General features: G+C 35.3%; 15 protein-coding genes. 3 read left to right on the forward strand and 12 right to left on the reverse strand.

From position 1 onward, the window contains the following. Positions 1–29: 29 nt before the first annotated feature. From AC3RVG_RS02355 to AC3RVG_RS02365, 3 genes are read left to right on the forward strand one after another with little or no spacing between them, the layout of a single operon-like run. Positions 30–515 (forward strand): SixA phosphatase family protein, encoded by a 486-nt coding sequence (locus AC3RVG_RS02355; protein ID WP_489689826.1) that lies wholly within the window; start codon positions 30–32, stop codon positions 513–515. After that, positions 515–2,611, forward strand: coding sequence for a polyphosphate kinase 1 (ppk1, locus tag AC3RVG_RS02360; RefSeq protein WP_489689827.1), 2,097 nt, complete (start codon positions 515–517; stop codon positions 2,609–2,611). The genes AC3RVG_RS02355 and ppk1 overlap by 1 nt, the downstream gene beginning before the upstream one ends. Before the next feature lies 1 nt (position 2,612). Then, positions 2,613–3,527 (forward strand): Ppx/GppA phosphatase family protein, encoded by a 915-nt coding sequence (locus AC3RVG_RS02365; protein WP_489690124.1) that lies wholly within the window; start codon positions 2,613–2,615, stop codon positions 3,525–3,527. A 21-nt stretch (positions 3,528–3,548) separates the two neighbouring features. Here the strand turns inward: AC3RVG_RS02365 and AC3RVG_RS02370 are convergent, their stop codons facing one another. From AC3RVG_RS02370 to AC3RVG_RS02425, 12 genes are all read right to left on the reverse strand, one after another. Then, positions 3,549–3,974 carry a YybH family protein gene (locus AC3RVG_RS02370; protein WP_489689828.1) on the reverse strand — a complete coding sequence of 142 codons (426 nt, stop codon included), beginning with the start codon at positions 3,972–3,974 and terminating at the stop codon, positions 3,549–3,551. A gap of 180 nt (positions 3,975–4,154) precedes the next feature. Further along, on the reverse strand, positions 4,155–4,529 hold the full coding sequence (locus AC3RVG_RS02375; protein ID WP_489689829.1) for a nuclear transport factor 2 family protein: 375 nt from the start codon (positions 4,527–4,529) through the stop codon (positions 4,155–4,157). A 129-nt stretch (positions 4,530–4,658) separates the two neighbouring features. Next, positions 4,659–7,487, reverse strand: a complete 2,829-nt coding sequence (rapA, locus tag AC3RVG_RS02380; protein ID WP_489689830.1) for an RNA polymerase-associated protein RapA — start codon at positions 7,485–7,487, stop codon at positions 4,659–4,661. 82 nt (positions 7,488–7,569) lie between these two features. Continuing rightward, positions 7,570–8,037 carry a tRNA (cytidine(34)-2'-O)-methyltransferase gene (locus AC3RVG_RS02385; protein ID WP_489689831.1) on the reverse strand — a complete coding sequence of 156 codons (468 nt, stop codon included), beginning with the start codon at positions 8,035–8,037 and terminating at the stop codon, positions 7,570–7,572. A 64-nt stretch (positions 8,038–8,101) separates the two neighbouring features. Beyond that, the gene (locus AC3RVG_RS02390) at positions 8,102–8,749 is read right to left on the reverse strand and encodes a DNA alkylation repair protein (protein ID WP_489689832.1); all 648 of its coding nucleotides are present in this window, start codon (positions 8,747–8,749) and stop codon (positions 8,102–8,104) included. A gap of 46 nt (positions 8,750–8,795) precedes the next feature. Further along, a complete protein-coding gene (locus tag AC3RVG_RS02395; RefSeq protein WP_489689833.1) occupies positions 8,796–9,797 on the reverse strand; it encodes an alpha/beta fold hydrolase in 1,002 nt (333 codons plus the stop codon). 66 nt (positions 9,798–9,863) lie between these two features. After that, positions 9,864–10,310, reverse strand: coding sequence for a cytochrome c oxidase assembly factor Coa1 family protein (locus tag AC3RVG_RS02400; RefSeq protein ID WP_489689834.1), 447 nt, complete (start codon positions 10,308–10,310; stop codon positions 9,864–9,866). A 229-nt stretch (positions 10,311–10,539) separates the two neighbouring features. Next, entirely contained in the window at positions 10,540–10,824 is a 285-nt protein-coding gene (locus AC3RVG_RS02405; RefSeq protein WP_489689835.1) for an addiction module antidote protein, read from the reverse strand. 3 nt (positions 10,825–10,827) lie between these two features. After that, entirely contained in the window at positions 10,828–11,127 is a 300-nt protein-coding gene (locus tag AC3RVG_RS02410) for a type II toxin-antitoxin system RelE/ParE family toxin (protein WP_489689836.1), read from the reverse strand. Positions 11,128–11,355: 228 nt separating this feature from the next. After that, complete coding sequence (locus AC3RVG_RS02415) at positions 11,356–12,234, reverse strand: hypothetical protein (RefSeq protein WP_489689837.1); 879 nt, start codon at positions 12,232–12,234, stop codon at positions 11,356–11,358. A gap of 279 nt (positions 12,235–12,513) precedes the next feature. Further along, on the reverse strand, positions 12,514–13,125 hold the full coding sequence (locus tag AC3RVG_RS02420; protein ID WP_489689838.1) for a class I SAM-dependent methyltransferase: 612 nt from the start codon (positions 13,123–13,125) through the stop codon (positions 12,514–12,516). Positions 13,126–13,187: 62 nt separating this feature from the next. Next, entirely contained in the window at positions 13,188–14,465 is a 1,278-nt protein-coding gene (locus AC3RVG_RS02425; protein ID WP_489689839.1) for a chloride channel protein, read from the reverse strand. Positions 14,466–14,511: the final 46 nt, after the last annotated feature.

Here is a 14,511-nt window from a genome sequence, read left to right on the forward strand (position 1 = left end):
AACTTTACGAATCCCGAACAATTAAAAGCATGAAAACATTATACTTAGTCCGCCACGCAAAATCATCATGGAAACACGACGTCGACGATCACAAACGCCCTCTAAAAAGCAGGGGAGAACGCGATGGACAAATGGTTTCAAAAAAGGTTGCAGCTGCAATTGAAGCTCCTCAAAAAATGATTAGTAGCGATGCCACACGTGCGCTTTCTACAGCTCAATTTTTTAAAGAAGCACTGAAAGTTGAAGATGCAAATTTTGAAACAAATCACGAACTTTACGACTTTAGCGGTCAGAATGTAATGCGAATGATTAAGTCGTTACCAGACAGCCTAGATAAAGTAATGCTCGTAGGTCATAACCACGCTTTTACTTCGGTTGCAAATATGCTGGGAAATAATTACATTGATAATGTTCCCACTTGCGGCTTCGTGATGCTGGAGTTTGACGAAAAGAAATGGAGCGAAATAACTACGGGTAAAACCGTTAAAACAATTTTCCCAAGGGATCTTAAATAATGACCGAAAAAGTTGATATAAATACCCAAGTCCGCAATGTATACAACAACAGGGAGCTAAGCTGGTTGCAGTTTAACGCACGTGTTTTACAGGAAGCGAATGACAAAAAACTCCCTTTAATTGAAAGACTTCGATTTTTGGGAATTTTTTCGAATAATCTAGATGAATTCTTCAAAGTGCGCTACGCAACCATTAAACGTATTGTTGAAGCTGGAAAAATGGGGCGCAACTTTTTGGGCGGTATTTCGGCAAAAGATCTTTTAGAACAAATTACCCAAACAGTAATAGAACAACAAGCACATAGCTTGAATATTTTGAGCGATATTCAAAAAGAACTTCGCAAGGAAAACATATTTATTATAAACGAAACGGAGGTTTCTCCAGATCAGGAAAAATTCATTTCAGAATACTTTGTTAGGTATGTAAGTCCAGCCATGATGACTATTATGATTGGGGAATTAGAAGAATTTCCAAGTTTAAGAGATAGTGCCGCTTACCTTGCGGTTACGATGGTTATGAGCAAGGATGACGATACTTTTGAAGCAAAACAGAACTATGCACTTATTGAAATTCCACGAACAATAGATCGTTTTGTTGTGCTTCCGCCGCAAGGGGAAAAACAATATGTTATTATCTTAGACGACCTTATTCGCTATTGTCTTCACAATATTTTCAGCATTTTTAAATATGAAACTATTTCGGCTCATATGATAAAAATTACCCGCGATGCCGAATTAGATATAGACAGCGATTTAAGTCGAAGTTTTATTGATAAAATTTCAAAAAGCGTTAAGAACCGAAGCACGGGCGATCCCGTACGTTTTGTTTACGATAAAAGTATAAATAAAAAAACGCTTCAGTTTCTTTTAGACAAAATGGGGATTGATAAAACCGATAGTATTATTCCCGGCGGACGTTACCACAACAGGCGCGATTATATGGATTTTCCGCGTTTGGGTAGACCCGATCTTCAATACGCAAAACAAGAACCTTTACCTATTCCAGGCTTGAGTTTACAAGGAAGCTTGTTTGATAAAATAGTGGAGAAAGACTACTTGTTACATGCGCCTTACCAAACCTTTATGTATGTAATTAAGTTTTTACGTGAAGCGGCGCTGGACCCAAAAGTGAAATCCATTAAAATTACTATTTATCGCCTGGCGGAAGTATCGCACATTGCTAGTTCGCTAATTAATGCGAAGAAGAACGGAAAAGAAGTAACCGTACAAATTGAGCTACAAGCCCGTTTTGACGAGGAAGCAAACATTAAATATGCCGAATTGCTGCAGAGTGAAGACATACGTTTAATTTTTGGCGTAAAAGGATTGAAAGTTCACTGTAAAGCTTGTCTAGTTGAAAGAATTGAAAACAACAAAATTGTTCGTTACGGAATTTTAAGCACGGGGAATTTTAATGAATCTACCGCCAAACTTTATACAGATTACACCCTTTTTACAGCAGATCAGAAAATCTGTAAAGAGATAAAAAAGGTGTTTGAATTTTTTGAAGTGAATTATTTGGTTCGCAACTATCGCCATTTAATTGTTTCGCCACATTATACCCGAAAGGCAATTTATAATTTAATTGATGTCGAAATAAAAAATAAAAAGGCTGGTTTACCTAGTGGAATAAAACTGAAACTTAACAGTCTATCAGACTTTAAGATGATCGATAAACTCTACGAAGCGAGTAGGGCAGGCGTGAAAATTAAAATGATAGTTCGTGGCATTTGTTGTTTGATTCCTGGTGTAAAAGGCATGAGCGAGAATATTGAAGCAATTAGTATTGTAGGAAAATATTTAGAGCATCCGCGATTGTTCATTTTCGAAAATGGTGGCGATACTAAAGTGTATATTTCTTCCGCAGATTTTATGGGAAGAAATCTAGACAATAGAGTGGAAATTTCCTGTCCAATTTACGATGCAGATATTAAGAAAGAAATACTAGAAAATTTTGAAATAGGCTGGAGCGATAATGTAAAAGCACGTGTAATAAGCATTAAGAATGACAATGCTTATCTAAAAAACAACAAGCCGCCCGTGCGTTCCCAGTTCAAAATGTATGATTACTATTTAAATAAACTTGAAGTATACTGATTTGTTAAACATAGAAAAATACGGTGCTGTAGATATAGGCAGTAACGCCATTAGGTTGTTAATTGTTTCTGTGGTAGAGCAGGAAGGAAAGGATACGCTTTTTAAAAAAACATCATTAGTACGAGTTCCAATACGTTTGGGCGCGGAAGTTTTTCTTAATGGAAAAATTTCTGATGCAAGTGCAGACAGAATGATTGATGCTATGCAAGCATTCAAGCTTTTGATGAAAACTCATAATATAAAGCGCTACCGTGCGTGCGCTACTTCGGCGATGCGTGAAGCTTCTAACGGGTATCAAATTGCTGAAACAATTAAAGATAGAAGTGGCATTTCTATAAATATTATTGACGGTAAAGACGAAGCAGATATTATTGCTTCAACAGACCTAAAAAGTTTGATTGACAACGATAAGGCTTTTTTATACGTAGATGTAGGTGGTGGGAGCACCGAGTTAACCGTTTTTGCAAATGGTGAAAACATCACCTCCAAAAGTTTTAAATTGGGAACGGTGAGACTGTTAGAAGGTCTTGTTGATCAGCAAATTTGGGACGAAATGGAAACTTGGATTAAAGAAAAAACCAAAGGTTTTAAAAGAATTTCATTAATAGGTAGCGGCGGAAACATTAATACTATCTTCAAAAAGAGCGGTAAAAAAATAGGGAAACCACTTAGCTATTTTTATCTATCATCTTATTACGAACTAATTAAATCGCTCACTTTTGAAGAGCGCATTACCGAACTAGATATGAATCCAGATCGGGCAGATGTGGTGATTCCTGCAACGCGGATTTACTTATCTGCGATGAAGTGGAGCAAAGCAAAGAATATTTTTGTGCCTAAAATAGGGCTGAGTGACGGTATTGTGCGGAGCCTTTACAACGAAAAGATTGCCGCAGCTATGAAGGTTAATTCGTGATTTTTAAAATATTCTCGACCCTTAGCTTATCTTTTTATCAAAGGCATTTTCAAGTTGTGAAGAAATATCGGTATGATGATGAACCAATTTCCATTCGCCATTTTCTAATTTAAATATATTTGTAGCTCTGTGGCTTACGCTAACTGCCTTACCCTCGGGGCTTGTGTTTTCTCCTTCTTCTACGCAACTAATATATCCCAAATCAGTGCCCACAAATGCTTTTGGGTTCTTGCAGATAATCTTGCCTCCTAATTTCATTGCGGCTACTTCTTCAAAATCTTTGCTTATCGAATTCCAACCTGTTAGGCAACCCCCAAAAGGTCCCATGTATGTAATAGAATCAGTATGTGACCATAGATTGTTTAGAATCTTTAGGTCGCCTTTAAACATATCATTTAGACCAACATATAATCGATTATTAGCTTCTATAAGTTTTTCTGTATTCATATTATTAAAATTTTGTAGTTAGTTGTGAGATGTTTTAGCAAGAGTTTCAAAAATTTTTTTCAACTGAAAAAAATACAAAGAGCGGTGCACTTAATTTACTGACTTTTAATAGTGTATTTCAATCTATTGTTTTTGCTAGCGGTATTCTCCATTTGGTCTAGCAACAGATCCGTCTATGGACTAATACATTTTATTTTTGTTTGCTGAAGTTTTTGGGATTTGTTGAATTGAATCCCAATGTTCCACAATTTTACCTTCTTTATCAAATCTAAAAAAATCCATGGTTACGTATTCATCATCCCCAGGCCAAATTTGATGTGTATGCAAAGCCACCAAATCGCCTTCAGTTATTGCTCTGACGAACTTAATTGATTTATTAGGATATTCAATCTGCATTCGCTCAAAATATGCTATAAAACCTTCGAGACCATTTTCAACAGCGGGATTATGCTGTATATATTCCGAACCAACATATAATTCGGTAGCCTTTCTCGGATTCCCTTCATAAGCCATTTTATAAAATTCAATGGCATTTTTCTTCATTGCTTCATTCATCGTTTGTGCTTTTTTGACATCAATTATTTAATGCAATTTCGATATTTTTCCGAGTAGATTTTTTGCTTTCCTAATTACAATGGCCCATTTGCTTCAACTCGTCCATTAGTATTTAAAAACCTAACAAAATTAATCTTTCCGAATAAGCTGCAAAGCATCGAGACGTACCCTCGCTTTTTTCATAATTGTAGCCAATGTTGAGCGTGCTTCAATGGCTGCTTCAATTTCATCTATTCTAATGTGTTTGTTCTTCTTTTTCAAGGAAGTAAGCCTATCTATTTCGTGATTAAGTTTAAGGTTCATTCTGTCCAAACCTTTACTTATTTCCACTTCTCCCAGTTTCTTTGCTATTTCCGTGGCAGATGAAATCATTTTAGGCAGAAGTGTTTCTACAAACGTATCATTATCCAATAACGCGTCTATGCTCCCAGCGATTAAATTCTTGTTGAGCATTTCAACAGGAAAGCTGTTTGTTACTTCTTTTCCAGTATGATCTACTATAATTCTTATCGGGGTATGAGGTAGGAATCGGTCTATATCAATACTTTCTTGGCCTGCTGTTTCTAGAACAAAAATTAATTCAAGTAATAGCGCAGGTTTCCCAGTTCCTTGAATAAGTCCGAAACTCGCGCTTCCTAATGTTGAGCTTAAAACCATATCGATCGCGCCGGTTGCCATAGGGTGATCCCAACTTAAAAAACTAACATCTTCTCTGCTAAGTGCGCGTTTTCTGTCGAATGTAACTTGTATTCCTTCGCGCGGAATTGACGGAAATACTTCTGAGTTAAATGATGCAGGATGCAGCAAATAGGTGCGAGCAGCAATATCCTCCATATCTACATCAAATTGCTCAAAGACTTTTGTTAAATAGATTTCAAGGGCTAAATCTTTATCTTCAGCTTTAATTTGCTCAATTAGCTTTTTCGCAACTTTTGGGCGAAATGAATTCATTTCTAAAAGTTTATCACGTCCTTCAGAAAGGTTTTTCTTTAGTTCTTTTTGGAAATTAGCTGTTTCAGCAATCAATATTTCCAATTCAGAACTTGCCGCTTCAAATGATGGTTTTTTGGAAATGCTTAGTAATCGTTCGCTAAATAATTTCGAAATAATATTCCCGCCTTCAAGATTCGTATTAAAGGCATTCAAACCTTCATGAAACCATTTAACAACAAGACTTTGTGGGCTATCAACAAGAAAGGGGATGTGAATATGGATATCTTTTTTCTGTCCTATTCGATCTAGGCGACCTATTCGCTGCTCTAATAATTCTGGGTGAAATGGTACATCAAAAAGAATAAGGTGATGTGCAAATTGAAAGTTTCGACCTTCACTACCTATTTCTGAACAAAGTAGGATTTGAGCACTATCGAGTTCTGCAAACCAAGCTGCATTTTTATCCCGTTGCACAAGGGTGAGATCTTCGTGAAAAACGCCAACATTTTGCTTAATGCGTTTACTTATGGCAGCTTCTAATGCTAAAACCTTTTCTTTAGAACTGCAGATGAGAAGTATTTTTGCAGGATATATTTCCTCCATTTTCTTCAAAACCCACGCTACTCGAGGATCTTTATTAAACCAAAATTGTGGTTCTCCATTTGCTTCTGAACCACTTTTATTATCGAATAAAAATTCTTTTGTTGCACGTTCAATCCAAAGGCTGTGATTTTCTTCAGCTTGAATAGGATTTAAATGCGCAATTCGTTTAGGGAAGCCGCTCATTGCTAAACGCGTATTTCGAAATAAAACCCTACCTGGCCCGTGTTGATCGAGCAAATCTTCAATTAGGTTGAGCTTTGAAGTTTCGTTTTTAACGTCTAAAGCTTTGATTCTTTCTTTTGAAAAAGTAGTTTCCAAAAGCTTTAAATCTTTCGACTTTAAATCATTATTTGAAGATAGTTTTTCAACAAGACTGGCAATTTCCTTATTGCCTTCAGATTCGCTTATAAAATCGTTGTAGTTATTATACCTAACAGGATCGAGTAAACGTAGTCGTGCAAAATGACTTTCAACCCCCAATTGTTCTGGCGTGGCAGTAAGAAGTAGCAATCCTTTTGTTGCTTGGCTTAATAATTCTACTATGCTATATTCTGGGCTTACATCGTTTAAAGACCATTCAAGATGATGGGCTTCGTCAACTACAAGCATATCCCAATTTGCCGAAATGGCTTGTTGACTTCGTTTTTTTGAAGATGCTAAAAATTCAATACTGCAAATTATAAGCTGATTATCGAGAAAAGGATTTCCATCGGGCGCGCTATTTTCCAGCGCAACACAACGTTCTTCATCAAAAATATTGAACCACAGGTTAAATTTTCGCAACACCTCTACAAACCATTGGTGTACGAGCGATTCTGGCACAAGAATAAGCACTCTTGAAATACGTCCAGTAACCAATAATCGGTGCAAAATCAAACACGCCTCAATCGTTTTTCCAAGTCCAACCTGATCTGATAACAGAACGCGAGGCGCAAATCGCGAACTCACTTCGTGCGCAATATAAAGTTGATGCGGAATTAAATCTATTTTACCGCCAACAAAGCCGTGTACTGGAGAAATTCGTCTTTTATAATTGTTGTAGAGCGTTTCTCTGCGTAGCGTAAATATTTCAGGCGAATCAACCTCGCCCGCAAAAAGCCTATCAGCAACACTATTTGTAATCGTACCTCCGTCAAGTTCCGCTTCTTCTAATTTTCTACCGTTTCCAAAATACACATAAAGCCCGTCCACGAGTTTCACTTGCTCAATTAGCATCGATTGCCCTTGCTTATCTACTATGGAATCTCCGGGTTTAAAAATAGTTCGGCGCAACGGAGCGCTTTCTGTTGCATACAGTCGCGTTTCGCCTGAAATTGGGAAATGTATTTGCACCTTTCCTTTGCTAACTTCTGTTACAATGCCAACTCCAAGTTCAGGTTCGCCTAAACTGGTATATCTTTGATTAGGAAAAAAATCTCCCATATTTAATGTTTCTTGTTTAGATTTTAGTCGCAATTCTCAACAGCAAAAGACTTTCAATTCAGAAAGAAAACTCTTTAAAATTTTATTTGCTGTTTTGCGTTTTTAGATTCCGAATACCTTCATAAACCACTATACTTACTGCATTAGCGAGGTTTAAACTTCGAATGTGAGGGCTGAAAATTGGGATAGTAAATACTGAATTTATATTTTCTTCCACAATATTTTTAGGCAATCCAACCGATTCTTTTCCAAAAACTAAAAACATATCGTCCTCGTAATTTATGGCAGTGTAATCTTGACTGCCGTGACTGGAAAGGTATGCAAACTGTTTTCCTTTATTTTTTGCATAAAAGTCTTCGAGATCCTCATATATGAAAAGCGAAACATGCTGCCAATAATCTAATCCAGCTCTTTTTACACGCTTGTCATTTAATTCGAAACTAAATGGTTTTACGAGGTGTAAATTCGAACCAGACGCTAAACTTAATCTACCGATGTTCCCTGTATTCATAGGTATTTCCGGTTCAATTAGTACAATGTTAAATGCCATTTTTTAATGTTTATGTTTTGTGATGGATTGGAATAGTATTGATTGTGTTAAGTCCCGCAGACGTTTACCTCTTTAAATGTAAATAATAGTCTCTCGTTTCTTTATCGAATTTCTCAATTGCATAGCGAAGCGTAATTCTGGACATTTTGGTGGCGTGTTTATTGAGGAAATTCTTCAGCATTTCTTCATTTCGTTTTCCAGCTTCTCTGATCCAACTTCCAACGGCTTTTTGCACATATTCGTCTTTGTCGCTAACAAGAATTTCGGCAATTTTAAACGTGCCTTCTATTTCATTTTTTCGAATAAAATAGTACGTACTCACAATAGCCGTTCTTCGTTCCATTGGATTGCTAGATTTTGCTAAATCGTACAAAGGTTTTCTATCCTTGTCAAATAAATATCCTCCAACTACATAAGGTGCAGCCCTATCCACTAAACCCCAATTGTCAATCCACTTATGATTTTCAATATACGCTAGGTAAATAGCTTTCCTTTCTTCTTTAGAAGTTTTCTTATTTCGAGCCTTCCAATCTAAAATAGCAATTGCTCCAATACGGTGATTTTCATTTTTATCTTTTAGCAATTTCACAACCTCAATTACCGGAGTATTTTGAAATTCTTTAGCTAAAGAAAACAACTCCCTTTTGGGAATTTCTTTCGAATAATCTTGACTAATTATTTCTAAAGTCGCTATAAATTCTTTAGCGGTCATTTAAATTGTATTTTTTTCAGTTTGAAAGCAGCGGTGAAAGCAATAGTTATTCTTTCATAAAAGCAATTAATGGTTGAATAAAGCTATCAAACTTTTCAATATGAGGTAAATGCCCTACGTTTTCAATTTCCACTAATTTTGCATTAGGGATTTCCTTTTGAGTTCGTTTACCCAATTCATCGTATAATCCCATTGTTTTTCTAACATCTTCAGTAACAAGAGGCTTTCCAAGGGCTGTTCTATCTCTAGTGCCGATAATTAAAAGGGTAGGAGCGGTAATGTTTTTAAATTCGTAAACAACAGGTTGCGTAAAAATCATATCGTACGTTAAAGCCGAATTCCAAGCAATTTTTTCATAATCTGAATTTAATGTCCAGCCCGCTAAAAGGTTCACCCATTGGTCGTATTCTGGTTTCCATTTATTATCGTAATAATTTACTAATTGATATTTTTTAATACCCTCGAAGGAGTTTTTAAGTTCGTTATTATACCACCATTCTACAGGTTTGTACGGTACTTTTAATTTCCAATCTTCTAATCCAATTGGGTTTTCTAAAATCAATTTTTCGGTTGTTTTAGGATACATTAATGCGAAACGTGTTGCGAGCATTCCTCCCATAGAATGTCCTAAAATAGCGGTTTCCTTAATATTTAAACTATCAAGAAGCGTTTTGGTATTTTGTGCAAGTTGTTGAAAAGTGTATTGAAAATGATCTGGTTTTGAAGATTTTCCGAAACCAATTTGATCGGGTACGATTACTCGAAATCCCTCTTTGTTTAATGCGTCGATTGTTGTTTTCCAATACGCGCCATTAAAATTTTTACCGTGAAACAAAACAATGTTTTTACCATTGTAATTATCGGGCATAATATCCATATAAGCCATATTTAAATCTTGCTCCTGTATTTTCAACGCTAAAGTAGCAACTGGAAAAGGATAATTATAGTTTGCCAATTCAATGTCTAGCCATTGTAAATTATCAGTTTGAGCGATTGTAAGTTGAAAGGCAAATAAAAGTGTTAGAATTGTAAATAAGTACTTTTTCATTGTTTAAGTTTTAATAGTGGTAACGTTTAGTGCTAAAGAAGAAAGGCTATTGGTGAGCCATCGTTTTTATTCTGCTTTTAATAGTTCTATCGTCTGTTTATTTTCGGGTGGATTTTTGATTCTTATATTAATTTTATTGTAGTTCCACGCTTTGTTTATTCGGTCGGCAGAAATATCCATTTGCGCTTTTCCTTTTGTTCCAACAATACGAATAGTGGAATTTACAGTTTTATGATTATTTGTATATTCAACTTGTCCTTCTAAAATGGCAAGTTTATCAATTGGTTGAATGGTTCCAATCAAATCTGTTACTCTTTTGTCAGAGTTTGCCTTTTGGATTGCATTTTCGTAAAGTTCCGTATCTGCATAAGCTTGAGCTAAATTGGTTGCGATACTGTTCATTCCTGAAAAAAAGAATAGTGCGATTGAAATCAGAATCATTCCAGAAACAGGTATAAACCATTTCCAGTTGCGTTTCCACCAACTTTTTTGCTCAATCAATTCGTTATTCATCGTACTAATTTTGGCTACAATTTTCTTTTCAAAGATAGCTCTTAACCATTTCTTTCAGCACTTGAAAAAGTAGTTATTATACACGGACTTGTTAACGGGAAATCAAATAGGAGTGAAGTATTGCGCTTCACGGCAGAAGATTCAGAATGATCGAGGTTTGATTGATATTATTTTTGAAGATGGGGGTTTGTGCTTTTTAGGGGGTATTGTATTGTAATGTGTTATTTTTTTAGGTAGATGTTGGAGTCACTTGTATTTGTCCTCCGATTGCTTTTAATACTTTCATAATTGTAGCAAATTGAGGTTTTGCTCCATCAGATAATGCTTTATATAAACTCGGTCTGCTCAATCCAGTTTCTTCCGCAATTTTTGTCATTCCTATAGCTTTTGCAATATGTCCGATTGCATTAATTATGTCTGCATTATTACCTTCTTCCAAAACTGTGTTAAGGTATTCGGCAATCATTTCTTTACTGTCCAAATAATCTGCTATTTCAAATCTTGAAGTTTCCATTTTCTATTTATTTAATTTTTTCCAAATTTCTTTCGCTTTTGCAATGTCTTTTTGTTGGGTAGATTTATCTCCGCCAATTAGAAGAAGAATTACTTTTCCGTCTTTTTCCTTGAAGTAGACTCTGTAGCCCTTCGCAAAATTTATTCGTAATTCCCGAATTCCATCGCCAACTGTTTTGCAATCGCCAAAATGTTCATCTGTTTCTAATTTTTGAATTCTGAATAAAATCTTTGCCTTAGCTTTAAAGTCTTTTAACTTTTTCAGCCATTTGTCAAATTCAATTGTTCTCTCAATAAAAAACATAACTGTATCCAATTGGATACAAAGTTAGGGATAAATTCTGGATTATTTAAATTGAAATTCAATTTCTGGTGGAGCGAGTTTTAATGTACCACAAAGGTTTTGTATAAGATTAGCGGTTTTTTATGAGAGGATTTTCCGAAAGGAAATCAGAAGCTAGCAAAACCACGCTAACCTTGATTAAGTATTATACTACACAATTTTTTTATACGGTATTGTAAATATATTTTATTAGATTTCTTTATCGCTTAGCCATTTATTTATAACAATTGGAATGGTATTTTCCGGGTTTTGAAAATCGAATTGATGATATAACTTTCCCACTAAATCAGTTTGCAATGATTTTAAATTTTTGTCTTTTAAGAGTAAAACTGGTTTACTTAATGCCATCATATAACCTATTTCTAAAGACACATTGGGATTAAATTCCTCTGTATTTATTCTATCGAAAAGAGCAATTCCAAAAGAACAACCTTGCATATACGTTTTAATATTTTCAAATAAATCATCTGCGTACCATTTGTCATCTGCTCGAAGAAGCGTTATTCCTTTTTCTGTTAAATGATTTTTTAGAACTTCAATAATTTCCAACTGCATTTTAGAATCTTCAAACTTCATCATTAAAAAACCACATTTTTCAGATTCTGGAAAGTCCTTAATAAAACGTTTTAAAGACAGCGTTAATTCGTCAGATATTGTTACATGATTTCCTTTGATTAATTTTAAGTCTTCTTCATAAACTGAAAACTTAATTGTAGTTTCATTGCTTAAATTTTCATCATGAGAATCTATATTAGGTATTTTTCTAATATATTCAGGCTCAATAGTAATTGCACCTTTCAAATAATCAACATCTTTTAAACAATCAAAATTATGCCTAAACTCTTTTAGGTCAAAAATCCATTCTCCAGTAATATTTCTTATTGGTCTTAAATAAGATATTTCGGCTTTTTGTAATATTTTATAGAATCTTTTAAGAATTTCATGTTTACTCAAATCTGACTTTTCAGAATAGAATATGTGAATAGGACTATTGTTAGGAATGCCTTCATGTGTTGGGAATTCAATATCCAAGTGATTTACAAAAACTTTAAAATTAAAGGTGAACATTGGTTATTTGTCTGTTTTGATTAAATTATTTCAACATGTATATATATAACACTCCATAAAAATATATCCGTCATACATATGTAATGGCTTGTTCCTTTCAAATATAATACAAAACAGTTCCTTTTAAAACCGTGTAGTCAAGGAGTTAATAACGTACTTATCAACGATAAGAAAAGGGGTTGAGATCGAAACAATAAACCGCATAGCCACAATTTGCATTGTTTTCGAATCAATCAGGGAGGGAGGAATATTTAAGTAGAAAACCTAATTTGAGTAAACTTATTTCTTTTTAAAACTGCAAAACACAAAATTCTGTAACGTATCAAAAGGGGTTTTGTGATCTTCGGTTAGGCAACTGATTTTATCGAAGACATCGCTGAATTCTTCTGCCAGGTTTTCGGGGCTGTATTGTGTTATATCGAGGCCACTGCATTTTAAAGGGCCATTTTCTGAAAACGTTCCAATTACCAAAAATCCATTTACTGCGTTCTTAACCGTGTGTTTGTAGTTTTCAATTTGTTCTGTAGTGGTTAAAAAATGAAATGCTGCTCTATCGTGCCACACGTCATAGTTTATTTTGGGTTGAAATAATGTAATATCGCTTACAATCCAGCTTACTTTTTTTGCTTTATCACCAAGTCTTTTTTGTGCCTTTTCAAGTGCTTTCGCAGAAATGTCGAGCACAGTAATATTTTCAAAACCTTCGTCCAGCAAATAATCCACAAGTGTACTGTCGCCGCCACCAATGTCAATAATTTTAGCCGTTTTTTTTAAATTAAACGAATGAATAAAATTCAATGAAGTTTGTGGAACTTCTTGGGTCCAACTTACTTGGTTTGGGGTTTTGGTTTCGTAAACCGTTTGCCAATGGGTTGTTTTATCAATTTTCATACAGGTTTAATTTTATTTTCGGCTATTAATAATTGGTCTAATTTCATTTGGATTTTTATGCATTATTTTTCCATTTCTTTTTCCATCTGCGCCCCAATAAATGGAATTTTTGGTGCCAAAAAATAGCCGGTTAAACTCGCAAAAAGTATGGGAATAAAATACGTAAAACCCGTAAGTGTAGCCAAAAGAATAGTAGTACTCATAGGCGTGCGCGTTACGCAAGCGTTAATAGCAGCCATACAACTTACAATAGTTAACGATAGACTAATGGACGGAAAAATTGTGTGACTAAGCAGTCCAAGCGCAGTGCCGCAGAAAAACAACGGAATAATAAATCCGCCGCGCCACCCCGAAGTTACGGTTATGGCGATAGCGATAATTTTAAAAATCAAAACGCCAATTAAAAATTGTACAGTCCCGTTTTCCTGTAATAATTCGTTGATTTCAAAATGGCTGAAATACCTTGTTAGTGGAATATAAAAAGCGATGGTTCCTAGTAAAACCCCGCCAATTAAAGTTTTAATATAAATAGGCGTTTTCAGTTTTTCGAAGAGGGTTTTAAAAAACTTAGTGCAAAATATAAATCCCCAGCCAACTACGGTTGCAATCACTGCGAAAAACACCGCCCAACCAAAATCAAAAAAGGTTTCCATTTCGTAAGCTGGTAAATTCCACAAAGGTCCCCATCCTAACTGAACGATTATAGCGAAAATAATATAACTAAATCCGCTGGCTACAAGGGCTGGAATTATAGCTTGGTAGTATTCTACCGCGTGTTTGTGGTGAAGTATTTCTAAAGAGAAAAGGCTTCCGCCAAGCGGAGCGCCAAATAGCGCTGTAAAGCCTGATGCCATCCCTGCAATACTTAGCGAGCGTAATTCTTCGCCTTTTAAGCGGAATATTTTCCCAATCCAACTTCCGGTTGAACCGGTAACTTGCACTAAAGGAGATTCAGGCCCGAGACTTCCGCCCGAAGCCACACAAAGCAGCGAGGAAAGTATCATGGAAGGATTGTTTTTGGGATCGAGTTTTCCTTTGTTAAAGCGAATATTATTTACAATAAGTTGCATTTCGCCAGGGTCGCCAATAAAATAAATAATTAAACCTGCCAAAAGCCCACAGATTGCCATTACCGGAATCACGAGCCAACCTTGATAAACTCCTAAAAATTCGGTTAGATACATTAATACGATCCAATAGGCTCCAGAAATTAATCCACCTATTAGGCCAAGTGCTGCCCAAAGAAAAAACATTCGGCTAAAAACAAAAGGGTTAAACCGAATGGGTCTGTCTAAAACATCAGTGTACTTAATGAGTTTTCTTCTTCGCTTTAATTTCATTATTAACTACTTATAGCTCAAAAATCCGTGATTAATTTTCGCTCCA

The sequence above is a fragment of the Aequorivita sp. IT1282 genome (assembly GCF_058068205.1).